Raw genomic sequence first — 23,535 nt, 5'->3', positions numbered from 1 at the left:
ACCGGCGGATATCTTCATAGTCATGTGAAGGTATCCGCCGGTCTAGGACAACACACGTTGAAGTTAAAATAACTTAAAAAATTACATATAATTCACGCATATAAGACTTCTTGGAAGGAGGGGATGCCCAGTGAACAACAGCGAATGGGCAAATAAAAACTATTACGCAGACCTGGGGGTCTCCTCGTCCGCACCGGAAGATGAGATCAAAAAGGCTTACCGCAAGCTTGCTCGGGAAAATCACCCAGACAAAAATCCAGGTGACAAGGCTGCTGAAGATCGATTCAAAAAAGCAGCCGAGGCTTATGACGTACTCGGTGATGAGCAAAAACGAAAAGAATACGATGAGCTCAAAGCGCTCCTAGCGTCTGGCGGAATCCGCGGAGGATTCGGAAGCGGAGGTGCCGGATTCCCCGGTGGGTTTCGCACGTCGACGGGAGGATTCGACAGTCCATTCGGAGGAGCCGGAGGACAAGGTGGAGGGTTTTCTGCGGACGGCGGTCTGGGCGATATCTTCGGTGGCCTTTTCAACCGCGGCGCTAGTCCTCGCCAGTCAGCTAGGCCGACGCGGGGGGCGGATGTAGAAACCGACATCACTCTCTCTTTCATTGAGGCAGCGAAAGGCACCACCATTCCAGTGGAACTCACTGGAGATGCACCGTGCAACACCTGCCATGGATCAGGTTCCAAATCAGGCCACCCAGCTAAGTGTGGTTCCTGTGATGGTTCCGGATTCACCTCGGAAAATAAGGGTGCTTTTGGATTCTCTGCACCATGTACTGTTTGTGGCGGAACCGGCGAAGTAATTACTGATCCTTGCGATAATTGTCATGGTAGAGGCACTCTTCGGAAGTCTCGTTCCATCACAGTTCGCATTCCAGCTGGCGTGGAAGATGGCCAAAAAGTTCGTCTCGCAGGCCAAGGTGAAGCAGGTCCGAATGGTAAACCAGCTGGTGATCTGTTTGTGAAAGTCCACGTGAAAAAAGATGATGTGTTCATCCGTGACGGAAACAATATTTTGATCACCATTCCGGTGAGCTTTAGCGAATTGGCCCTTGGAGCGGCAATTTCAGTCCCAACTTTGAACAAACCAGTGAAATTGAAGTTGCCTGCAGGTACACCTGATGGTCGTACTCTGCGCGTTCGTGGTCGTGGCATTGAATCTCGTGATTCCACCGGAGATTTAATGGTGACTGTTCAAGTATCTGTGCCGAAAAACCTGGATGATGCCGCAGCGGAAGCACTTCGAGTTTATGCTGAAGCAGAAACCAACTCAGGATTTGATCCCCGCGCTAATTGGGCAGGCCAGAACCGTTAAAAAGTTCTCCTTGAGAAAGGGGGTGACGAAATATGACATCCACACCGAAGAATTCCACTGGTGATGGTCAATTTGATCGTGCTGATTTCCAAGGGGAAGTTTTCGTTATCTCTGTCGCCGCTGAGCTCGCTGGCATGCATGCCCAGACGTTGAGAACTTATGATCGTCTGGGGCTGGTGACCCCGATGCGCACTCGGGGCGGGGGTCGCCGTTATTCACGGGCGGATGTAGATCTGCTCCGTAAGATCCAGCACCTGAGCCAGGATGAGGGCGTAAACCTTGCCGGCATCAAGGCGATCATTGAGCTTGGTGAAGAGAATAGAAATCTTAAAGAGTCTCTACGTAAGGCCAAAGTGGAAAACGAGCAGCTGAAAGAGCAGTTGCTTCACGGCCGCCCACGGGGCGAGCTGGTTCATGTGCCACGTTCCACGGCAGTGGTCATGTGGGAGCGCCGTAAAGGGCGTTCCAAATAAAAATATGCTTGTCGACGCCACTTTCTAGCGAATTCAGCGGGTATTTCTTTCCATGGGGAAGGGAATACCCGTTTTTTCGTATCTATCCCTGCTGGGGGTGAAAATTCAGGCTTTTCAGTTGTCTTGAGCTGCAAAAGTTTCCGTTAAGGGGGTGAATTTTTTAGAGCTTCTAGCGAAGTTTTGTTTTCGTGCATAGGGTGGCTGCTAAGCATGCATATGTGTGCACTATCACATACCTTGTTCAAGTGTCACCTGTCGCACAAATTGGGTGCAGGTGGAGACGACCTAAAGGGGACTCAATGACTGTCTATGCAAATCCAGGAACTGAAGGCTCGATCGTTAACTACGAAAAGCGCTACGAAAACTACATTGGCGGAAAATGGGTTCCACCGGTAGAAGGCCAGTACCTTGAGAACATTTCACCTGTTACCGGTGAAGTGTTCTGTGAGGTCGCCCGTGGCACCGCGGCAGACGTGGAGCTAGCGCTGGATGCCGCACACGCAGCAGCTGATGCGTGGGGTAAAACTTCCGCGGCTGAACGTGCGCTGATGCTACACCGCATTGCGGATCGTATGGAAGAGCACCTGGAAGAAATCGCAGTTGCGGAGACCTGGGAAAACGGCAAGGCTGTCCGTGAGACACTGGCAGCAGATATCCCGCTGGCAATTGATCACTTCCGCTATTTTGCTGGAGCTATTCGCGCTCAAGAAGATCGTTCTTCTCAGCTCGATCACAACACCGTTGCGTATCACTACAACGAGCCAATTGGTGTCGTCGGACAGATCATTCCGTGGAACTTCCCAATCCTCATGGCTACATGGAAGCTTGCTCCAGCACTTGCTGCGGGTAACGCTATAGTTTTGAAGCCAGCTGAGCAGACTCCAGCATCGATTCTCTACCTGATGAACATCGTGGGTGACCTCATTCCAGATGGCGTGCTCAACATTGTCAATGGTCTTGGCGGTGAGGCAGGTGCTGCACTGTCGAGCTCTAACCGCATTGGCAAGATTGCCTTCACTGGTTCCACCGAAGTGGGCAAGCTGATCAACCGTGCAGCTTCGGACAAGATCATTCCTGTCACCCTTGAGCTGGGTGGCAAATCGCCTTCCATCTTCTTCGCAGATGTCCTTGCGCAGGATGATGCTTTCGCAGAAAAGGCAGTTGAAGGCTTTGCCATGTTCGCTCTCAACCAAGGCGAAGTCTGTACCTGTCCTTCTCGCGCACTGGTTCATGAATCAATTGCCGATGAGTTCCTTGAGCTGGGTGTGAAGCGGGTGCAGAACATCAAGCTGGGTAACCCACTTGATACTGAAACCATGATGGGTGCTCAGGCATCACAGGAGCAGATGGATAAGATTTCCTCCTACCTGAAGATCGGCCCAGAAGAAGGCGCTGAAACACTCACTGGTGGCAAGATCAACAAGATTGATGGTCTGGACAAGGGTTATTATATTGAGCCAACCGTGTTCCGTGGCACCAACGATATGAGAATTTTCCGTGAGGAGATCTTCGGACCGGTCCTTTCTGTGGCTACTTTCAGTGACTTCGATGATGCGATCCGCATTGCCAATGACACCAACTACGGCCTTGGCGCTGGTGTATGGAGCCGTGATCAAAACACCATTTATCGTGCAGGTCGCGCTATTCAGGCCGGTCGTGTCTGGGTGAATCAGTATCATAATTACCCAGCTCACTCCGCTTTCGGCGGCTACAAGGAATCCGGCATTGGCCGTGAAAACCACCTCATGATGCTCAATCACTACCAGCAGACCAAGAACCTGCTTGTCTCCTACGATCCAAACCCATCAGGACTGTTCTAATCTTGAAGCTCAAGCTGCCTCGCACACTTTGTGCGGGGCAGTTTAGTGTTTCACCACTTCATGGAGATTGCGGAGAAATTCTTTATCATCCCAATAGCCCGAGTGGTTGGAGGCAGAATCCCACACCGTTGCACCGAAAGGGGCAGAGGTGGGATCAGCTCCATGAATGCCACCGTATTGGGTACCGGCGAAACCAATGGGATCAGCTGAGCCAGTTACGGCATAAACAGGTGCACCCAATTGAGAAGAATGAGAAACTCCAGCGCCAGGGCTGCCAACCAGCACCAAAGCGTCGGCATGCAATGCACCGGTTGAGGCTGCTTTTCCAGCCACGGTAGATCCGTAGCTGTAGCCAACTACCACTTTCTTTTGTTGGGGATTTCTCGTATGCAGTGCTGCTTGAAAATTGTGGAGATCAGATGCTGCGCGGTGGGCGGGGGCTCCAGAAACGGCAGCGGGAAGGGAATCGGGTGCTTGATATCCCAACCACAATATTGATGCTGCCTGGGTAGATTCTTGGACGGTGCGGGCGCGATCGATATAAGTTTGCCAGCCTTCTGGATTAGAAGAGCCAACCCCAGCAACGATGGTGGTTACAGCGATGGCATTATCGATATCTCCAAATGAAGCAACAAGTGAGCCATCGCCAGCTTCGAGGATCTGCATGGATGGATTGGATTCGGCTAGCGTACGGATTTCGGGTGAGGCATTAACTAGATGGAATTCATGGATCGAGGAAGCAGAAAGAGTCCCAAAATCACGCAAATGTTTCAGGGGTTCAGGGGTAATGGCTGTGCATAACGAATTGATTTCACGCGCACACATAAGGTCTAAAAGTTCACTTAAACTAGCGATATAGTGCAACATGACGCTCAACGTTATGGATTTATCTGCACGTTTTTCTAAGTAATCTGCGTAGCTTTCCAAGGTGCGCAGAATATCTGCGGTATCAAAAAGGGTTGTGGATACTTTGTGTATTTGTTCTGCCATATCCACTACTGGACGGTTGTATTTCACCAGTGTGCGGAAGCCCTGCTGGAGAGAACTGGCCGAAGTCAGTGGTTCTAATTGCTGCCAAGAATCTAAACGAGTGGCATTGTCGGCGTGAAGTGAGCCAGCGGCGGCTTCAAGGGATGCTGCCAGGAGGTTTAGTTCAGTGCTTTTTAATGCCAACATCAGTGCAGCGTATTCAAAGTTTGGCCAAGATCTTCATCAATAGTGAGCAGCTGTTCACTGACAGTGCGCATATCGGAAAGATGATGGTTGAGACGGAAGTTGGCGTCGATAAGCAAGCTGCGCCAGGTCTGATCTGCGCTGCTCAGCGCGGTGGCTGTGTGGCTGGGCATGCAGGTTAACGCGGGGCTGGAGTAGTCGATATGACGGTGGAACAGGCGCTTTGGGAGATTAATATCTAGGTACATGGTGTTGATCCAAGTGCGTTCGAGCTTTTTGGGCAAGAAGAGGTTGCTCAAACCTGTGTATAACTTTGGCCCAAGCGCCTAGGCTGTGGATTATGCGTATTGCTTTGCTTCAGATCTCAACAAATTTCGATAAGATGGACAACTTTTCCCGCCTAGAGGAAGCAGCAAAAAAAGCTGCGAAAAAAGGTGCGCGAGTTTTAGTATTCCCGGAAGCGACGTCCCAAAGCTTCGGCACTGGCCGATTAGATACTCAAGCCGAAGATTTGGATGGTGAATTCTCCACCGCAGTGAAAGAGCTGGCTGTGGAGTTAAATGTTGTCATTATCGCTGGCATGTTTAGCCCTGCCGATACTGTGCAGCGTGGAGAAAAAACCATCGCGCGTGTGAACAACACGGTGCTGATTAGTGGCGCTGGTATGCATCAAGGATATGACAAAATCCACACCTATGACGCATTCGGTTATAAGGAATCCGACACTGTAAAACCAGGCGATGAGCTGGTGGTATTCGATGTTGATGGGATTACTTTCGGTGTGGCAACCTGCTACGACATCCGTTTCCCAGAGCAATTCAAAGATCTCGCACGCAAGGGCGCACAAGTAATTGTGGTGCCTACATCATGGCAGGACGGTCCGGGGAAACTCGAACAATGGAAGCTGCTTCCACGGGCGCGTGCATTGGATTCCACCTCATGGATCGTGGCGTGTGGGCAGGCTCGTCTGCCGAAAGAAATTCAGCGTAAAGGCCCCACCGGAATTGGGCATTCCATGGTGGTTAATCCAACCGGTGAAGTGGTGGTCAGTGCAGGTTATGAGCCGCAGATGCTGATTGCAGATATTGATGTCCACGACCTGGGAAAAATTAGGGAAATGCTGCCTGTTCTCTAGGGATACCCGTTTAAGGGCTCGAGTTTTTAGAACCAGTGTTTGTATGGTCTTGGGGCTTTGGGACGCTTAGAGGCAATTCTGTGAGGTCGCTTTTTAGCTGGTCGGGGGAGTGGTTTTCGCACTTGCTGGACCAGACCAAACCAGGCGACCAAAAACTCTTCCGCGCACATGGATTTTGGTCATATAGGACGGTTGCGCTTGCGAGGCAGCAGACCAGGTGACCAAAATATGCTGGCTCCATGTCACTTTTGGTCACCTGGTATGGTCCGGTTCAACCACGCCCTCGCATGAGGCGTCTAGAGTCCTTTTCGGGGACCTTTTAACACCTGAAATCTCAAAAAATTAGAATCCTAAAGTTTCGATCTGTGCAGCTGGGGTCCCTCGTCGGATCATTGCTCGACGCACATCGCGCGCCCAAGATTCTGGACCTGCAATAAGCACCTCTCGATCCGCCCATGCACCAGCTTGCGTGACAATTTTCGCCATGGGGCCAGTTTGGTGCAGGTGCAAACCTCGTGGTGGCTGGGATGCTTCGGTGGCTTGCACCCACCAGTCATCGTGTTCATGGGTGGATACCGGAACCACAGAAAGCCACGGGCTGGCGGCTGCAAAATTCCACAGTCCCATGAGCTCATAGAGTTCACCAGGGAAATCTGCGCCCACGAAAAAGTGCAAACGTGGAGGGGCTGCTTGGTTCATGAGCTCAAATACATATGCGCGCAGCGGTGCAAGCCCTGTGCCATGGGAAATAAATAATAAATCCTTGCCGGAATCAGTTTTACCTTTACCGAAATCTCCTCGACCAGGACCCAACGTCCACTTATCGCCAGGGCGTGAGGTGGCTAAAAGTCCTGTGGTTTCATCGGCGTCAGATTGGATATGAAACTCCACCTGACCCCATTCATTGGAGGGGATTGATGGACACACATATCGCCAGGTATTGGGCAAAAAGTCGGCTGTTGCTGCGAGGTATTGGCCAGGGGAGTAGGGAAGTTGTTGCTCTGCTTGGAGCCTGACTACTGTAAAACGGCGGCTGCGCTTTTCCACTTCGACAACTTCAGCCCGGAAAGAGGCCGGAATATCTGCCTCTTCGGCTTCTCTAACTGCTTGAATTGATGCTGCGGAAGTGGCCGCAATTGCTCGTTCTGCGAATAACACATTTTCAAATGGAAGGTCGGAGCATAGTTCTAGTAATTCTGTGCGGACAGCTTCTCCGAGTGCTTTGAGCATGTCGGGGGTAATGCCAAATCTACGGGCATCGAGTGCAGCTTCTTGGAAAAATGCCAGAGTGCCTTCATCCACTTCACCCTCCTTGCCAGTGCCATCAAGGAGCGCACTCAGCGTCTCAGCGATGCTGATATGTGTGAGATCATCATCGGTGGGAAAATGCCCACGGGATTGAGGTGCGAGTTGTAGAAGCTGCGCTTTCACTGCGCGCAGAAAATCTTGCGCGTTATCTTCAACGAGTCGCGCAACAGAAGAAACAGGGCGAGGTGTCACACCTCCCATTGTGCACCTATTCAGGGGAAAAGGTGGTCAGGCACGGTTTAAGCGTGTCAGGTGTTTTCGCTTTTCGACGCGCCCCTCCTGTTCATTAATGCTGAACGTTCAGCATTAATGAACATGCCAGCTAGTTGATGATTTCTCCGGCGTCATCAGAGGTAATTTTGCGTAAATTCTCTCGCCACATTGCAAGGGCTTCTGGGGTAAGCCGTGTCCAATCAGTAATTTCTCGAATGATTTTCAACGGCTGGTCGCTGCGATAGGATCTCGTGGGATTTCCTGGAAACTTCTTGTCGGTCACATTAGGATCATTATCAAAATCTCCCAGTGGTTCGACTTCGTAGACTCGTGGCGGTTTCCTTGTTATAGAGGTGTCTTCGACAAGTCCCGCGTCCAATTCTGCAGCGATTTCTGCCGCAAGTCCTGCACCATTAACCAATGCGGTGAAATAGATATGGTTCATGGTGATCTCGCGCCGATAATTAGACTTGTGCCCCGGCTTGAGTAGATCGCCAGGTTGGAGATCCACGATGGTTCCGTGGAAAAACGGACCTTGATCTAGCGTATTTTTCACAATGGAGTGTCCTTTGCGGAAGTGATAGGAACTAATCAAAGAGCATTTCTCATGAGGATTGAGATGAAAGCTTCGGTATGCCAAAGTAGCAATAAAATGAAACGATGTGCGCATGTCTATTGATATTCGACCAATTACAGAACAAGATTTAGGCCAACTCGAAGATTTTCTTTATTTGGCAATTCATCAACCTGACCCGCATAATCTCATCCCCAGGAGTGTTCTTTTAGATCCAACAATTGCCGCTTATCTAGAAGGCTGGGGCAAACCTGATGATTTAGGCTTGGTAGCTGTTGAGGCAGAAAAACTCGTTGGTGCCGTATGGACTCGTATTATCACAGGAGAAATTCGTGGGCATGGCAATGTCGATACAGAAACTCCAGAGTTCATAATTTCTGTTTTGCCTGAAGCACGAAGAAAAGGCATTGGCGCTACATTGATGGTGCAGATGCTTGATATATTAAGGAAACGTGGTTATCAACAGGCTTCATTGTCAGTTCAGAAATCGAATCAGGCAGTGCATTTATATGAGCGTTTGGGATTCCTGAGAGTAGAGGATCATGGCGATGATCTGGTGATGGTCTATCCACTAGTCAGTGCCACGGCTGAGAAGCAGGGAGCTCTAGAGCGTTAGGTAGTTCTTCGAAGGATAAAAGATTTTTGGAGGACTGCCACTGTCAACATTTCAGAGGCTGTATAGCTATTGAGAAAATTGGTGCACACTGCTAGCCAAAACTAGCAGAGTGCACGCCCATTAGTACCAGGTAATCAGCCTAAAAATCGTAGCCAGTAACTAGTCCTTCGGTGTTTGGTTGCCATTCCAAAGCTGGGGCGACATGCTCAGCGAAGTTTTTCAGGATGGATGTGTTGATTTCTACGCCCATTTGGTTTGGAACAGTGAGCATCAACGTATCGGCTTCCATCACAGCGCGATCTTCTTTGAGCTGATCGATGAGTTCATCAGGGCTTCCTGCATAGCTGCGTCCGAAGGTAGATCGGGTGTCATCCAGGATTCCTACCTGATCGCCGCCGTGTCCTTGAAGTCCAAAGAGTTCACGGTCACGATCAGTGACGATGGGGAAAATAGAACGGGACACCGAGATGCGTGGAGTCCAATCGTGTTCTGCTTCTTTCCATGCTTGGCGATAGAACGCGATTTGATCTGCCTGAAGGTCGCCGAAGGATTGGCCTGTTGCTTCTGCGACCAAGGTGGAGCTCATGAGGTTGACGCCATCTCGTGCTGCTTGTTCTGCTGTGCTGTGAGATCCTGCGCCCCACCAAATGGATTTACGCAGGTCAGGGTCATGCGGGAAGACAGGTAGGGGAGTACCAGGGTGATAGAGGCGTGGGTATTGGTTTTCGGATGCCACCGCCATGCCGTGCCCATCGATGGCATCCAAGAAACGTTGAAATTTCTCTCGTGCCATGCCTGCAGCTTTGGGATCACCATCGCCGCCGTCATATCCGAAAGCTTCCCAACCTTTTTCTGCTGGTTCAGGTGATCCCCTGGACACTCCAAGTGCTAGTCGACCATCGGCAAGTAGGTTGAGGGCTGCTGCTTCTTCTGCCAGGTAAAGAGGGTTTTCATAGCGCATATCGATAACGCCAGTGCCTACTTCAATGTGTTTGGTGGCGCCGATGATGGCGCCGAGAAGTGGCATCGGGGACGCGCCTTGAGGAGCGAAATGGTGCACGCGGAAGTAGGCACCATTAACACCGATTGCGTCTGCTTCTTTTGCTAGTTCCAGTGCTTGTTTCAGCATGGAGCGCTCGTGGCCAATTTGATAGTGTCCGAAACTTAAAAAACCGAAGGCTTTCATAATTCTTTACCTTAATTTACGTGAGGGGAGACGTCGATAAGCAATCTTTTGGCCGCAACTCGGCCAGCAACCCTGCCTGCGCGGGTGGCGCCGACTGTGGAGGCGTTGGAGCCGTAGCCGACGAGTAGCACGCGCGAATCGGAGGCGGGGCTGACTTCATCAAGCAGTTCGATGCCGCGGCCTTGTCCACGCAATTTCATCGGCGCAAGATGGCGCAATGCCGCGCGGAAGCCAGTGTTCCAGAAAATAACATCCACCTCTAGGTACGTGCCTGCAGGATATGGCTGCCAACTTTCAGGCACAGCCAGCGTTGTGCCTGCTGAAGGGCCTAAACCTTCAGGCGAGGCGATGGGAGGCTCGCCGAAAACCACTCCGGTGGGCGTAATTTCTTCGAACATGCCACGGCTGACAATCAGTCCACGTTCTACTCCTGCAAGATAATCCGGGATTTGTGGGATGCCGGTGGTGCGCACAACGCTGGCTGGCGCTTTGCCATTAAAAGTGCGATCGCGGACGGCGCGTTCCACGGCCAACCCCCAGCCTGCATCGAATTCGCGTTGGGTGAAATTTGGTGGACGGCGTGTAGCCCACGTTGTTTCTGCCAGGCCTTCCAATTCCAGGAGGAATTGCACCGCGCTTAGTCCGCCGCCAACAACCAGGACTTTTTTGCCCGTGAAATCCTCCGCTTTGCGGTAATTAACGGTGTGGAGTTGTTTGCCTGCAAATTTATCAATGCCAGGAATATAAGGAACATAAGGATTTGTCCAGGTGCCAGTCGCATTGAGGACTATTCGAGTGGTCCATTCGCGGCCATCGTCACTGCTGATACGCAAGGGACTTGTGGGATCTGGGGAGATTGGTTCAACGCGAGTGACTTTAACTGGGCGGACAACACCGAGAGAAAATTCCTCTTCGTATGCTCCGTAATAATTGGCAACCAGTGCGGAGGCGGGAGTTTTGGGGTCGGGGCGATCCATGGCGAGGCCGGGAAGATCTGCAATGCCGTGGGCTTTTCCTAATGTCAGCGAATCCCATCTGTGCCGCCATGCACCTCCGGGGCCGTCGTTGGAATCTAGAACGAGAAAATCTTTTCCGGGAGTAAAACCGCGGCGGGCGAGTTCGTGTGCCGCGGCAAGGCCTGCTTGTCCTGCTCCGATGATGATGGCTTCATAATTAGTTGACATATCAACAATATTAGCACGAGAATTAAGGGTTGTGGGGTGGTGCTGTGTCAAATGTCGGAGTGAGGGGCTAGAGGCGGACAGGGTGGACAAGCGAAAGGTAAAAACCTGGGAGCTTGGTCGCCCAGTCCGGTCTGTTCAAAATCCACGCTTGGAGTCCTGGAAAAGTGCCCTTTTAGAATGGCCTCTAAGGGACTGAAAACGCTGTTTCGACCCTAATGTCCGCCCGTAAAACCCAGCCCTTTAAACCGGCTCCAGACTTCGGCAGCTTCCTTCGATCGGGGATAGATTCTCCAGTGGAGGGGGATTCTAGATCTGCCGGACAATGGTTTCTCTGTTTAGGAAATGTGGAGGATCTGCGCCACTCCACTAAGGTTAACGTGTTTTGTTCAACAAAATGGACAATGGCGGTTCGAATAGGAAAGCTTCGAAAGCCTTTTGAAGGGAAGCAACCAGTTTTCCCGGCAGCAATTGAAGTCTTAAAAAGACTCTTTAAAGAAGAAGTGGAAGGAAGTGCTTTAGGTATGGAGTACACACCGTTTAGTTTGATTCTTGATGTGGGGTGGATTTCGGGACTAATGATTATCGGCAATATCATGCGCCGAAAGATCCCGTTTTTCCAGACCCTGCTGATTCCCTCTTCGATTACTGCCGGCATCATCGGCATGATTTTGGGACCTAAGGTACTGGGTCTGATCGGCTGGTCTGATCACCTTTCCACCTATACCACTATCCTCATTGCGATCGTATTTGCTGCGATGCCATATTCCATGAAATTTGATCGTGGTGTGCGCACTGGCGTGAAAACCATGTGGGCGTATTCCACGGCAATGTTTATTGGCCAGTGGGGCTTGTTTATTTTGTTGGGACTTTTCCTCTTCCAGCCTGTGTGGGGCACAGATGAATGGTTCGGCATGATGTTGCCGGTTGGTTTTGTTGGTGGTTTTGGTACTGCTGCTGCGGTGGGTACTGCTCTTGAGGCTTCTGGTGCTGAGGCTGCGATGTCTTTGGGCTTTACCTCTGCAACCGTGGGTACTTTTGCAGCTATTGTCGGTGGCATTATTTTCACTACATGGGGCATTAAGAAGGGAAAGACTGCTGCGATGCCAGCGGAGCTTCCATGGGATTTGCGTTCTGGTTATATCGATAAGCTCAGTGAACGTCCTTCTATTGGCAAGGCAACTACCAACCCTTCGGCGATTGAACCTCTTGCGCTGCACACTGGTCTTATTTTGCTGACTGTTGCCGTGGCATATGCCATTAACCAGTGGTTGAATGGCATTTTCCCAACTGTGCAGATCCCGCTTTTTGCTATGTCTTTTGTTGTCGGCATCGTGGGCATGCTCATTATGCGTGCGTTGAAGAAGCCGGAGTATTTGGATCGTGACACCGTGAACTCTGTCTCTGGTGCTGCGACTGATTATTTGATTGCATTCGGTATTGCTTCGATTGCTCCTGCAGCAATTGCGGATTATTGGGTTCCGTTGTTGATTCTGTTTGTGCTTGGCACTGCTTATTGCTGTTTCTTCTTCTTTTGGGTTGCTCCTCGCTTCTTTGGTGAAAAGTGGTTGGAGCGTGCGATCTTTGGTTGGGGCTGGGCTACAGCTGCGGTTGCTACTGGTATTGCGCTGCTGAAGATTGTGGATCCAAAGTTGAAGTCGGGAACTTTGAATGAATATGGTGTGGCTTATATTGGTTTCGCTCCGTTTGAAATCGGTATGACAATCATTGCGCCGATTGCTGTGTTGACTGGTTTCACCATGGGACTTGGCTGGGCGTCGATGATTATTGCGGTAGTAATTCTCGCACTGGCCTGGGGTTTGAAGTGGCTGCCGGTGCGTGGTCATGTGCGTGGTGAAGGACAGCCTGCGGTAGAAGAGGTTTAAAAACATCACGGAAGTGCTGGGGTCCTGCGTACGCTGGGGGCCTCAGCACTTTTTTGCTTTTCGACGCCTCCCTCCATCTCGGTATTATCTAAAGTTACGGGTAATCCCTGATGTCTTCCTTCAATCCCAAACCTAAACTTGACTGCAGTTCACTCAATTTATTTCTAACTTTTTTGAACTTGAGTGGAACATACTCAACTCTTTGTGCGTTATAGAAAATAGAGAATGAAATAGTGGCGCTTGACCTGCAGAAAATCAGATTAGGTTGGCGCCTGAAGAAGAAAGGGCAATGAAAAATGAGTTCATTCAATCCAACTACCAAAACAAATGAGGCCATGCAGGCTGCACTGCAGCAGGCATCTTCAGCAGGTAACCCTGATATCCGTCCAGCGCACCTCTTGGTGGCCATCTTGGAACAATCCGATGGTGTGGCAGCTCCGGTTCTTGCTGCAACTGGTGTGGATCCTCAACAGATCCTTGTTGAGGCCAAGAAGCTTGTTGCCTCTTATCCCAAGGCTTCGGGTGCCAATATGGCCAACCCGAATTTCAATAGGGATGCGCTTAACTCATTTACTGCGGCACAAGAACTTGCTGGTGAATTAGGCGATGAATACGTATCAACCGAGGTGCTTCTTGCCGGTATCGCACGCGGGAAATCTGACGCTGCTGATCTACTGACCACCAAGGGTGCAACTTATGACGCCATTAAGGGAGCATTTCCTTCGGTGCGTGGATCTCAGCGTGTGACCACGCAGGATCCAGAGAGTCAGTTCCAAGCATTGGAAAAGTACTCCACTGATCTGACCAAGCTTGCACGTGAGGGCAAGATTGATCCTGTCATTGGCCGTGATCAGGAAATCCGTCGTGTCGTGCAGGTGCTGAGCCGTCGTACCAAAAACAATCCTGTGTTGATTGGTGAACCCGGCGTGGGTAAAACTGCTCTCGTTGAGGGTCTTGCTCGGCGCATTGTTGCAGGTGATGTGCCAGAATCCCTCAAGGGTAAAACGTTGATCAGCCTTGATCTGGGTTCCATGGTTGCTGGTGCTAAATATCGTGGTGAATTCGAAGAACGGCTGAAGGCTGTTTTAGATGAAATCAAGGGCGCTGATGGTGAGGTAATCACCTTTATCGATGAGTTGCATACTATTGTCGGCGCGGGTGCTTCTGGTGAATCCGCCATGGATGCCGGAAACATGATTAAGCCTTTGCTTGCTCGCGGTGAGCTGCGCTTGGTTGGTGCCACCACGCTGAATGAGTACCGCAAGTACATCGAAAAGGATGCTGCTTTAGAGCGTCGTTTCCAGCAGGTTTATGTTGGTGAGCCAACGGTAGAAGATGCCATTGGTATTCTTCGTGGCCTGAAGGAACGCTATGAGGTGCACCATGGTGTCCGCATCCAGGACTCGGCGCTGGTAGCTGCGGCGGAGTTGTCTAACCGCTATATCACCAGCCGTTTCTTGCCTGATAAGGCGATTGACTTGGTTGATGAAGCAGCATCGCGCCTGCGCATGGAGATTGATTCCTCCCCGCAGGAAATCGATGAGCTCGAGCGTATTGTGCGTCGCCTAGATATCGAAGAGATGGCGCTATCCAAGGAATCGGATGCAGCCTCCAAGGAACGTCTGGAAAAACTGCGGTCGGAGCTGGCTGATGAACGTGAAAAGCTTTCTGAATTGAAGGCGCGTTGGCAGAATGAAAAGACTGCTATCGATGATGTCCGTGAGATGAAAGAAGAGCTAGAAGCGTTGCGCTCTGAATCGGATATTGCAGAACGTGACGGTAACTATGGTCGTGTTGCAGAGCTGCGTTATGGTCGGATTCCGGAGTTGGAAAAGCAGATCAATGATGCTGAGGCCAAGGTTGAGGTCAACGAAAATGCGATGCTCACCGAGGAAGTCACGCCAGATACTATCGCTGATGTTGTTGCAGCGTGGACGGGTATTCCTGCCGGAAAGATGATGCAGGGCGAGACTGAGAAGCTGCTCAATATGGAGCGCGTCTTGGGAGATCGTGTGGTGGGCCAGGTAGAGGCAGTAACTGCTGTTTCTGATGCCGTGCGCCGTTCACGTGCTGGTGTGGCGGATCCGAACCGTCCAACTGGTTCCTTCCTGTTCTTGGGACCTACTGGCGTGGGTAAGACAGAGCTGGCGAAGGCTGTCGCGGAGTTCCTCTTCGATGATGATCGCGCCATGGTTCGCATTGATATGTCTGAATACGGTGAGAAGCATTCTGTGGCTCGCCTGGTTGGTGCCCCTCCAGGATATGTTGGCTACGACCAGGGCGGACAGCTCACTGAAGCAGTACGCCGTCGCCCTTATACCGTCGTGCTTTTCGATGAGGTAGAAAAGGCCCACCCGGATGTTTTCGATATCTTGCTGCAGGTTCTCGATGAGGGACGTCTGACCGATGGCCAAGGCCGAACTGTCGATTTCCGCAACACCATCTTGATCCTTACCTCTAACCTGGGCGCGGGCGGTACTCGTGAGCAGATGATGGATGCTGTGAAGGCAGCGTTCAAGCCGGAGTTTGTGAACCGTCTCGATGATGTTGTGATCTTCGATCGCCTCTCTGCTGAGCAACTGACCAGCATCGTTGATATCCAGATTGAGCAGCTTAGTGATCGCTTGGCTGGTCGTAGGCTAGCTCTACGTGTCAGTGATAGCGCGAAGTTGTGGTTGGCTGAGCGCGGATATGAGCCTGCTTATGGTGCACGTCCGCTGCGCAGGCTGATCCAGCAAGCCATCGGTGACACCTTGGCTAAGGCATTGCTGGCCGGCGAGATCCGCGATGGTGATGGAGTGCTTGTCGACGTCGCCGACGGTGGCGCGAAACTCGACGTTTCCCGCGAGGCATAAACCAGGTGGGCAGGCAGGAAAAGCTGCGCATTCCTCTCGACGTTCCGGGAGTGGAATCAGAGGAGGTAGGTGTAGAACTGCTTGCCCAGGGTTATTACCTTGTCACCACGTTGCCGGCTATCGCTCAGGATTGTGCTCTGGGCGATGTCGTGCGGGCACATCAGGTAGATGAAGTTTTGGAATTCCAGGATGTGGCAGTTGCTGGTGGTAACAAAACTCTCCGAGTGCTTGTAGATGCCATCGCAGCTGATCACGTGCGTGCTCAATTGGAGTCGCTGGGGTTATACGTAGAAGCCCCAATGTCAGAAATGTTGACGGTCAATATTGCACCCGATTCACCCTTGCATGGCTTAGAGATCTTGCTTGATGATCTGCATGAACAAGGGGTTATTTTCCGGGCAGTTTAATGAGTCCCCGAGTTGTCTACAGCGCCAGCAATATCTTGATGAGTGGTGGCATAGTACTGGCTGAGCTTGCGGTAGGACTTGGACATAAATGCCAACAGCACCACAACTAGCATGATGGCACCGGACGCAAAGAACATGAGTGCCATGCCACGGGCTGTGCCCTCGCCAAGGATTATTCCCCAGATGGTGTCCGCGCCGGGACCTGCCATCCATGGGATGAGGTAGGCTTCGGCCAAAATGGCCACGATCACTGTTGATAGTGGGTTGGCTGCCATCTCTACGGCCATGGCTAATCCAAAGACTCGTCCTTGTTGGCGGAAGGGAACTACTCTTTGGAGGATGGTTTGTTCTGCGGCTTCGGCAGCTGGAGTGATTGCCATGAAAATGAAAATGCCAAGAACATAAAGCCACCACCATTCGCGGATAGCAAAGAACATGCCTACACCGGCTACACCAACATTGACTAACAGCAAGGTGCGCACCGGGTTTTCGCCCAGACCAGTTTTAGCGATTATTGCACCACCTGCAATAAATCCCAGGCTGGTGAGACCAAGCATCAGTCCCCAGATCTGCGGGCTAAAAAGTTCCAGGCCATAAGGGTCCATGAGTGCGGAGTAGACACCACCGATGAGGTTGTTGAAGGACGCAAATAAAATCAGCGCCAAAAGCCCCGGCACACTCAGGATGATTTTCATCGACCCTTTGAGGTCAATGCCTTTGGACACGATGGATAAATCGGAAGCAGCGGTTGGCACAGTTTCTTCGGTAGCCTGCTGGACGGCTTCTTGAGCTGATTCTTGGGTGATGATTTCTGGTTCATCAATGTGAATCGGCAACAGGTGCACAAGTGCAACCACCGATAGTGCAAGGCAGATCCACAGAGTAATTTCCATGCCTAAGAAACCAATGGCAGAACCTGCAATCACACTGGTAATAAGGAATCCGACGCCTTGAACAGCACCCACCAAACCATTTGCCTTATCGCGTTCAGCTTCCGGCACAAGGAGCGTTACCACGGTGGACAACGCAATATTGCGCATATGTTCCACGATGGATCCAATAATGATGAAGGAAACAAACACCCAAAGGGCAATATTGCGGATGCTTAGGTTGTCTTCATCGAGCCAAAATACCCACACAAGTGCGCTTAGGGCATAAAACACGAGGGTTGCTGCGCTGGAGAAGGCCATCACTGATTTTTTGCGGTTGTGATCAACAACGGTGCCGAAAAATATGGAACTGATAGCTATCAAACCCATGTAGATTCCACTGATGATGCCAGTGAGCGCAACATCGCCGGTTGCTAAATAGATCCAAAACACCACGGCGAAGAATAGAAAGCCAGTGGTGACATTGGCGAGCATGGTGTTGACCAAAACTCTGTGAAACGTGGACACGAGGTGCCTCCTGAGGGTGGGGAGCAAGACCTCCAGCACTATTGATATGACTTGCTAAAAATACATCAAGGAGCTTGATTCCACTAGTCGGAACGTTAGAAAAGCTTTGGCCGGTGCCGGGGCGCAAAAGCACGATGATTAGCATGGTGTGGTGTGAAGATCGACGAACTCATCGCGCTCGCCGCGGAGCAGCCCACCCGCATTTCCCGGCGTTCCGGTGTCTCCCGTTCGACCCTGAAACGGGTCGGCGACGGCACCAGTGAGCCCACCTTGGCAACTCTGCGCGAGGTCGCCTTGGCGCTTGGCCTAGATATTAAGGTCGCAGCGCACCATGCCTGCGATCCTTTTGCGGCCGCTGCAGCGAGAACGCTTATCGACGCCTCGGTCCCTGAAAATCCCGACAACCAGGAGATTCTCTCCTGGTTGGATCGCTTTGAGCGATGGGACATCAATGATCCGCTCACCCTTGTTTCGGAAGCTGGCACCTTGCAGGGAATTGCGTATCGCACTGATGCTCAGTTTCTGAAACTTGATTCCATGGGAGTATCTGCGCTGCCGGAGTTTTTCCAGGAACAGAAAATTGATTGGGCCTTATCCGGTGCTGCAACTGCCACAGTAATCATGGGGCAGATGCTTCAGGGGCGCTCTATCGTGTGGCATAATTCCGCCACGAAATTAGATTTTTCAACGCTTGGCACAGTGGTGGATTCTTTCGATGAGGCCGATCTCGTTTTTATCCCAGCTACGGCAACAGAATTAATCGGATGTTATACCGATGCTGATTTAACTTTTGTGGCTCCCGTGCAGCTTGTGATTGATCTGCATAGCCTCCACATGTTTGAAGAAGCTGATTACCTGACGCGCGGTTGGCGCTAGCCGCCTGAGGATTCACCATTTTTCTTCCCACGAACTCAAAAATGGTAAATCCTCACATACCGGGATGGATGAAGCGCTCACTTCGCTCTGCGCAGAGATACTTTTACGCATAGGCTCGGAAGCTATGACCGTGTTGATTTCTCCGTCCACCCTTGCTGAATCAATCCACGCTGGTAAGAAACGAACAGTTCTCGCAGCCTTCTGGGCTCCTATCGAAGGAGCAGGCCATTCAGTGTTCTGCTCGGAGCATATTCCTACCTCAATTTTCTGCGATCCGGCCACTGAGCTTGCCGGACTGCCCTCTTCCTCTGATGGCCGTAATCCATTGCCTCCGCTGAATCTTCTCACTCGATCTTTTCGGCATTGGGGTTTAAATACTGACCGTGAAGTTGTGCTGTATGACCAGGGCCGTGGCCTTTATGCTGCACGCGCTTGGTGGATTTTGCGCTGGGCAGGAATTCCCAATGTACGAATCCTAGATGGTGGTTTCCAGGAGTGGGAGAACAGAAACCTTGGGCATGCCGGTGGTCCTGGAAACTTTCCTCACTTTTGTAATGTGCGCCCCAATCCGGGTCAATTGGAGGTAGCCACTATTGATGATGTGAAAGCGCATCAAGGAATTTTGATTGATGCCCGTGATGAAAATCGTTTTGCAGGTCGCAGTGAGAAACTCGATTTGAAGGCTGGGCACATTCCAGGCGCCATCAATATCAATGCGAAGACTTTGCTGCGGGAAGATTTTACGTTCAAGTCGCCTGAAGAAATCCGTGCCATCTTTGCTGAAAAGGGTGTGACCAGCGGGGAAAATGTCACGGTGTACTCCGGTTCAGGTAATCATTCTTCTCAATTATTGGCAGGTATGGAGCATGCGGGAATCACTGGTGCAAGCCATTATTTTGCTGGATGGTCACAGTGGAGCGCTAACCCCAAGAACCCCATTGAGACCTAAAAACCTGGCATGAGTACGCACTGCCAGTAAGGTGTGAGATGTGATGGAAATAAGTGTCTTGATCATTGCCGCTCTTATCCTTGTGGCAGGCATCGTGCTGTGGCGCGCGGATTCGACTAAACAGGCAGCTAGGAAAGCTGACACGCCTGTTTCTTCAGTGGTTCCGGAGCAGAAAGTAGAGCCTGAGCCAGAATTTGAAGAGCCGGAACCAGAGCCTGAACTAGAGCTAATTCCAGATCGGGCTCAAGACATTTATCATGATGATTCTCCTGAGCTTGATCCTGAGGTGGAAAATGCTTTGGCGGAGTTGCCCGAAGCATCAGAGCCGGAAGCGCCTGAGCCTGACCCTGAACCAGAACCAGAGCCCGAAATTCCGGAAATTCCAGAAACCCCAGTACAGCCAGCACCCCCGGCAGCTGCTGCGGATGAGGAGCAACGGGGCGTCGAGAAGCATTCGTTCTTGAGCTCTTTCCCTGGTTCGCAGCGTAGGGAACGCAAACACTGGGCAGCGAAACACCACTTCGATTTCATCAAGGAAGATGCTTTCCTCACTGATGAATGGTCCCGTGGAGCAGCCTCAACCGGTGCAGTCGCCCGCGATGTCGTCAGTGGCATGGCAGAAGGCTATGAAACACACCTGGTTGATCTCGCGGGTGTTCCGGTGATGGCGATGCGCCGTGGCATTACCTCGGATGTTGTTATCGATGCGCGCCGGGGTGAGCAGCCTGTTGATCCAGATCGCGAAGAGTCTGATGATTTGGTGGAAATTGATACTGTTTCAGGGTTCCGCCTGCTCAGTAACGCGGCCGGAGTTGCACAGCGTTTTGTTGATGAGCGTGTGCAGGTCGGTTTGGATGCCATGCCAGAGGTAGTTACTGCGGTGTGGATGGAATCTGATTGGGTGCTGGCGGAAACTTCCAAGGGATCGACTCCTGAGGATTGGGAAGATATTTTGCACCCGTTGGCGCTTCTTACTGATGCGTCCTTTACGTTGCCGCCACACTCCGCGCGCGTAAATGAGGTGGATTTGAAGCATTTGGAGCCAAGCCGGTTGAAGCCTGCAGAGCCTGCAAAGCCAGAATTTATTCCGAATAATGCGGATGAAGATCTTTCTCAACCATTGGTGATTCGACCTGAGGAGCCTTTGCAGATGCCTGTGCGTGGTGTGCAGGAAAGCAGGGGAGTGGTGGAGCCACGTTCGCTTGGTGCGGATGATGTGGAGTCCATTGCAGAGGGTGCTCCGGAGCGTCCAAATGATCTTTATGGCACGCGAGTGCTGCGTGATCTCAATGGTCAGTCCAGTATTTTTAGGGATACTAATGATTCTGAGGAGTCACCTCGGCAGTGGTAGTACTCCGCTACGTTTAGGCGTGTCGGCCCTAGGTTCTATGCTGGAAGTAATGCGGGTTAAACCTATTATTAATTAAGAAGGGCTGGGCATTGTTTATGTCATCTCACTCTATTAACGCTGAAGCGCGTGCTGAGCTTGCAGAATTGATCAAAGAGCTAGCTGTTGTGCACGGTGAAGTTACGTTGTCTTCTGGCAAGAAGGCGGATTATTACATCGATGTCCGTCGTGCCACTTTGCATGCGCGTGCATCTCGTCTGATTGGTCAGTTGCTGCGTGAAGTCACCGCTGATTGGGACTATGACGCTGTTGGCGGTCTGACCTTGGGTGCGGATCCTGTGGCTACTGCGATCATGCATGCGGATGGCCGCGATATTAACGCGTTTGTCGTGCGCAAGGAAGCGAAGAAGCATGGCATGCAGCGTCGTATTGAAGGCCCAGATCTAGCTGGCAAGAAGGTGCTTGTGGTGGAAGATACCACCACCACTGGAAACTCTCCGTTGACTGCGGTTGCTGCTTTGCGTGAAGCGGGCATTGAGGTTGTTGGTGTGGCTACCGTTGTGGATCGTGCAACCGGTGCTGATGAGGTTATTGCGGCGGAAGGCCTTCCTTACCGCAGCCTGCTGGGACTTTCTGATCTTGGACTCAACTAACACCCCCGGCCCCACAGAGTGGGGCGAGTCCCGCGTGGGCAAAGGTCCTTGGGAAGAGGAAAACCCGGGGGTACCGCGGCCTACAAGCCCGCTTTTCGACGTTTCCCTCCTCGACGAGGGCGATCGCCGCAATGTTGTAGACGCTTATCGTTATTGGACTCGTGAGGCGATTGTCGAAGACATCGATACTCGCCGCCACAGCCTGCATGTAGCGATTGAGAACTTTGAAAATGATGCCAATATCGGCACTGTGGTGCGCACTGCCAACGCGTTTGCTGTGGACACTGTCCATATCGTGGGCAGGCGCAGGTGGAACCGCAGAGGTGCAATGGTCACTGACCGTTACCAGCACCTCATGCATCACCCGGATGTTGATTCTCTGCTGCAATGGGCGATCGCAGAAGGGCTGACCATTGTTGCGATTGATAACACTCCAGGTTCAGTACCTCTGGAAACAGCTGAATTGCCAAAGAACTGTTTGTTGTTGTTTGGCCAAGAGGGCCCAGGAGTTACGGAAGCTGCTCGCGCAGGTGCGTTGATGACCTGTTCCATTGCTCAATTTGGCTCTACACGCTCGATTAATGCGGGTGTAGCTGCTGGTATCGCCATGCATGCTTGGGTTCGCCAGCATGCTGATTTATCACAAGCCTGGTAGTTTTCCGCGCTAGATTGTTAGACTTTCGTTATACTTTTGGGAGTCGTATCTTGTGTTGAAACACCAGTATTGGAGCGAAGAAGCACTCAGTGTTAGATAAATGGGTTCATAGAGCTGACCTAGCGGAGTCCGCCATTAATGAGCGACACTCCGCCAGGGTTTGGGGTCTGCCTCGAACAAATCTTGGATTTGTGGCATGGCCTGCCAATGCCAAAGAAAAACTATTTATCCATTGGCACTACTGGTGGCAAGCGCACTATCTGGATTGCCTCATTGATGCTGCCCGCAGGCGCACCACTAAGGCACGCCGTGATCGGATCCGCGATACCATTCGTGGTATTTCTGTGCGCAATATCGGCAAACTTACCTCTAATCGTTATTACGATGACAAAGCCTGGTTGGCACTGGCTGTAGGCCGTGTCAGCAAGGTGCGTAAAGTCCGGACACCTAAGTTTTTGGCTCCCCTGGAGCAAAACATCATGGCAGGCATTGATTCGCTCACGAACGTGCTTCCTTGGCGTTCCGGAGAAACTTTCTACAATGTGCCCTCCAACGGTCCGGCAGCGATCATGATGGCGCGTACCGGCAGGCTTGATGAAGCAATGGTTATCACCGATTGGATTTTTGACAATCTGATTGATGATGACGGCCTGGTCATGGATGGTTTGCGCATGCGCATGCATGGTCCAGAAGTGGTGCGCAATATTCATCCGTATTGCCAAGGTGTTGCCATGGGTGCATGTTTGGAAATAGCGTTGAAACTGCGCGAACGCGCAGGTCTTACCTCCACGGTTGTGGATCATTGGTCGGATGCCGACAAAGCAGAAGACTCACTGAAATACTTCGCGCATATCCATGCCACCGTGCAGGCAGTATCGCGGAAGATGACCAACGTCCACGGCGTGATCAACTGGGATACCGGTGATGGCGATGGTGGTTTATTCAAGGGCATTTTGGTCCGCTATTTGGCTGATGTGGCCATCCGGTTGCCGGATGATTCTCCAGCAAACCGAGAGACGAAGAAAATCGCTGCTCGGTTGGTGATGGAATCAGCGGAAAGCGTGTGGAACCACCGCCTAGAAGTGGATGGCCTTCCCGTTTTCGCGACAGACTGGACCGCTGATGCCCGGCTGCCACAGAACTTTGGCCTGAGTTCTTCGGGTCTTAATGATTTGGTCAGTGTGGTGCGCGTGGATGAGCGTGATTTATCCGTGCAATTGTCCGGTTGGATGCTCATGGAAGCAGCAGCCAAAGTGGCAGAAGAAGTAGAAAACGACGGTAATAATTACACGGGTCGTGCAGTGTAGCCCCGTTAGTGTATGAACTGACCTGCAGTTTTAGATTTTCCTTAGGGTGAAGTAAATATCACACGACAAAACTAGAGTGATGCAGGCATAATTGGCAGTGGGCGAGTAAAGATGCCACAAACAATGTTTGATCAAACATGATCGGACATTTGGGTTGTGGGATTCTTGGCTCGCGCTTGATCATGCTGAACCTTCTGACAGGTCG

The 23,535-nt window shown here is 51.5% G+C and carries 21 protein-coding genes; 14 read left to right on the top strand and 7 right to left on the bottom strand.

Translation table 11 applies throughout. From position 1 onward, the window contains the following. The first annotated feature begins 130 nt into the window (after positions 1-130). The 3 genes from dnaJ (at position 131) to exaC (ending at position 3,611) form a co-directional block, all read left to right on the top strand. The gene (gene dnaJ / locus ccrud_RS12600; RefSeq protein WP_066568409.1) at positions 131-1,318 is read left to right on the top strand and encodes a molecular chaperone DnaJ; all 1,188 of its coding nucleotides are present in this window, start codon (positions 131-133) and stop codon (positions 1,316-1,318) included. A 32-nt stretch (positions 1,319-1,350) separates the two neighbouring features. After that, the gene (locus ccrud_RS12595; RefSeq protein WP_066568406.1) at positions 1,351-1,791 is read left to right on the top strand and encodes a heat shock protein transcriptional repressor HspR; all 441 of its coding nucleotides are present in this window, start codon (positions 1,351-1,353) and stop codon (positions 1,789-1,791) included. Positions 1,792-2,090: 299 nt separating this feature from the next. Next, entirely contained in the window at positions 2,091-3,611 is a 1,521-nt protein-coding gene (gene exaC / locus ccrud_RS12590; RefSeq protein ID WP_066568404.1) for an acetaldehyde dehydrogenase ExaC, read from the top strand. Positions 3,612-3,653: 42 nt separating this feature from the next. On the opposite strand, the gene ccrud_RS12585 is transcribed toward exaC, so the two are convergent. Together ccrud_RS12585 and ccrud_RS12580 are read right to left on the bottom strand one after the other, a co-directional pair. Beyond that, a complete protein-coding gene (locus ccrud_RS12585; protein ID WP_066568402.1) occupies positions 3,654-4,787 on the bottom strand; it encodes an alpha/beta hydrolase in 1,134 nt (377 codons plus the stop codon). Continuing rightward, the gene (locus ccrud_RS12580; RefSeq protein ID WP_245670275.1) at positions 4,787-5,068 is read right to left on the bottom strand and encodes a hypothetical protein; all 282 of its coding nucleotides are present in this window, start codon (positions 5,066-5,068) and stop codon (positions 4,787-4,789) included. Before ccrud_RS12580 ends, ccrud_RS12585 begins: the two co-directional genes overlap by 1 nt. Positions 5,069-5,124: 56 nt before the next feature. On the opposite strand from ccrud_RS12580, the gene ccrud_RS12575 reads away from it, so the two are divergent. Continuing rightward, positions 5,125-5,919 carry a carbon-nitrogen hydrolase family protein gene (locus ccrud_RS12575; RefSeq protein WP_066568400.1) on the top strand — a complete coding sequence of 265 codons (795 nt, stop codon included), beginning with the start codon at positions 5,125-5,127 and terminating at the stop codon, positions 5,917-5,919. Between the two features lie 342 nt (positions 5,920-6,261). On the opposite strand, the gene ccrud_RS12570 is transcribed toward ccrud_RS12575, so the two are convergent. Continuing rightward, the gene (locus tag ccrud_RS12570) at positions 6,262-7,419 is read right to left on the bottom strand and encodes a 2-polyprenylphenol hydroxylase (RefSeq protein ID WP_066569944.1); all 1,158 of its coding nucleotides are present in this window, start codon (positions 7,417-7,419) and stop codon (positions 6,262-6,264) included. Between the two features lie 130 nt (positions 7,420-7,549). Next, positions 7,550-7,996 carry an NAD(+)--rifampin ADP-ribosyltransferase gene (locus ccrud_RS12565; RefSeq protein ID WP_066568395.1) on the bottom strand — a complete coding sequence of 149 codons (447 nt, stop codon included), beginning with the start codon at positions 7,994-7,996 and terminating at the stop codon, positions 7,550-7,552. 112 nt (positions 7,997-8,108) lie between these two features. Here ccrud_RS12565 and ccrud_RS12560 point away from each other — a divergent pair, with 112 nt between their 5' ends. Further along, positions 8,109-8,630, top strand: coding sequence for a GNAT family N-acetyltransferase (locus tag ccrud_RS12560; protein ID WP_066568392.1), 522 nt, complete (start codon positions 8,109-8,111; stop codon positions 8,628-8,630). Positions 8,631-8,769: 139 nt separating this feature from the next. Here ccrud_RS12560 and ccrud_RS12555 read toward each other — a convergent pair whose 3' ends face one another. Beyond that, on the bottom strand, positions 8,770-9,816 hold the full coding sequence (locus ccrud_RS12555) for an LLM class flavin-dependent oxidoreductase (protein ID WP_066568388.1): 1,047 nt from the start codon (positions 9,814-9,816) through the stop codon (positions 8,770-8,772). A gap of 11 nt (positions 9,817-9,827) precedes the next feature. Beyond that, positions 9,828-11,000 (bottom strand): NAD(P)-binding domain-containing protein, encoded by a 1,173-nt coding sequence (locus tag ccrud_RS12550; RefSeq protein ID WP_066568386.1) that lies wholly within the window; start codon positions 10,998-11,000, stop codon positions 9,828-9,830. A 521-nt stretch (positions 11,001-11,521) separates the two neighbouring features. On the opposite strand from ccrud_RS12550, the gene ccrud_RS12545 reads away from it, so the two are divergent. The 3 genes from ccrud_RS12545 to ccrud_RS12535 all read left to right on the top strand — a co-directional run bounded on the left by ccrud_RS12545 (position 11,522) and on the right by ccrud_RS12535 (position 16,145). Continuing rightward, positions 11,522-12,883: a sodium/glutamate symporter gene (locus ccrud_RS12545; protein ID WP_066569942.1), complete on the top strand. Its 1,362-nt coding sequence runs from the start codon at positions 11,522-11,524 to the stop codon at positions 12,881-12,883. 296 nt (positions 12,884-13,179) lie between these two features. After that, positions 13,180-15,738, top strand: a complete 2,559-nt coding sequence (gene clpB, locus ccrud_RS12540) for an ATP-dependent chaperone ClpB (protein ID WP_066568378.1) — start codon at positions 13,180-13,182, stop codon at positions 15,736-15,738. 5 nt (positions 15,739-15,743) lie between these two features. Next, positions 15,744-16,145, top strand: a complete 402-nt coding sequence (locus tag ccrud_RS12535) for a DUF4265 domain-containing protein (RefSeq protein WP_066568376.1) — start codon at positions 15,744-15,746, stop codon at positions 16,143-16,145. Here ccrud_RS12535 and ccrud_RS12530 read toward each other — a convergent pair. Continuing rightward, positions 16,142-17,542: an MFS transporter gene (locus ccrud_RS12530; protein WP_066568374.1), complete on the bottom strand. Its 1,401-nt coding sequence runs from the start codon at positions 17,540-17,542 to the stop codon at positions 16,142-16,144. The two genes, ccrud_RS12535 and ccrud_RS12530, sit on opposite strands and share 4 nt — an antisense overlap. A 153-nt stretch (positions 17,543-17,695) precedes the next feature. On the opposite strand from ccrud_RS12530, the gene ccrud_RS12525 reads away from it, so the two are divergent. The 6 genes from ccrud_RS12525 to ccrud_RS12500 all read left to right on the top strand — a co-directional run bounded on the left by ccrud_RS12525 (position 17,696) and on the right by ccrud_RS12500 (position 23,330). Then, a complete protein-coding gene (locus ccrud_RS12525; protein WP_066568372.1) occupies positions 17,696-18,418 on the top strand; it encodes a helix-turn-helix domain-containing protein in 723 nt (240 codons plus the stop codon). A 124-nt stretch (positions 18,419-18,542) separates the two neighbouring features. Next, complete coding sequence (locus ccrud_RS12520; protein ID WP_066568370.1) at positions 18,543-19,367, top strand: sulfurtransferase; 825 nt, start codon at positions 18,543-18,545, stop codon at positions 19,365-19,367. 43 nt (positions 19,368-19,410) lie between these two features. Beyond that, positions 19,411-20,718 (top strand): type III secretion system chaperone family protein, encoded by a 1,308-nt coding sequence (locus tag ccrud_RS12515; RefSeq protein ID WP_066568368.1) that lies wholly within the window; start codon positions 19,411-19,413, stop codon positions 20,716-20,718. A gap of 95 nt (positions 20,719-20,813) precedes the next feature. Further along, positions 20,814-21,368, top strand: coding sequence for an orotate phosphoribosyltransferase (gene pyrE / locus ccrud_RS12510; RefSeq protein ID WP_066568364.1), 555 nt, complete (start codon positions 20,814-20,816; stop codon positions 21,366-21,368). Next, positions 21,355-22,023 (top strand): TrmH family RNA methyltransferase, encoded by a 669-nt coding sequence (locus ccrud_RS12505; protein ID WP_082868817.1) that lies wholly within the window; start codon positions 21,355-21,357, stop codon positions 22,021-22,023. The genes pyrE and ccrud_RS12505 overlap by 14 nt, the downstream gene beginning before the upstream one ends. A gap of 89 nt (positions 22,024-22,112) precedes the next feature. Then, positions 22,113-23,330, top strand: a complete 1,218-nt coding sequence (locus ccrud_RS12500) for a glycoside hydrolase family 76 protein (protein WP_066568363.1) — start codon at positions 22,113-22,115, stop codon at positions 23,328-23,330. The last annotated feature ends 205 nt before the right edge of the window (positions 23,331-23,535 follow it).

Origin of the sequence: Corynebacterium crudilactis, from assembly GCF_001643015.1 — a bacterium.
GTDB lineage: Bacteria > Actinomycetota > Actinomycetes > Mycobacteriales > Mycobacteriaceae > Corynebacterium > Corynebacterium crudilactis.
Note: the sequence above shows the minus strand (reverse complement) of the source record. Positions and strands in the feature narration are given on the sequence as shown.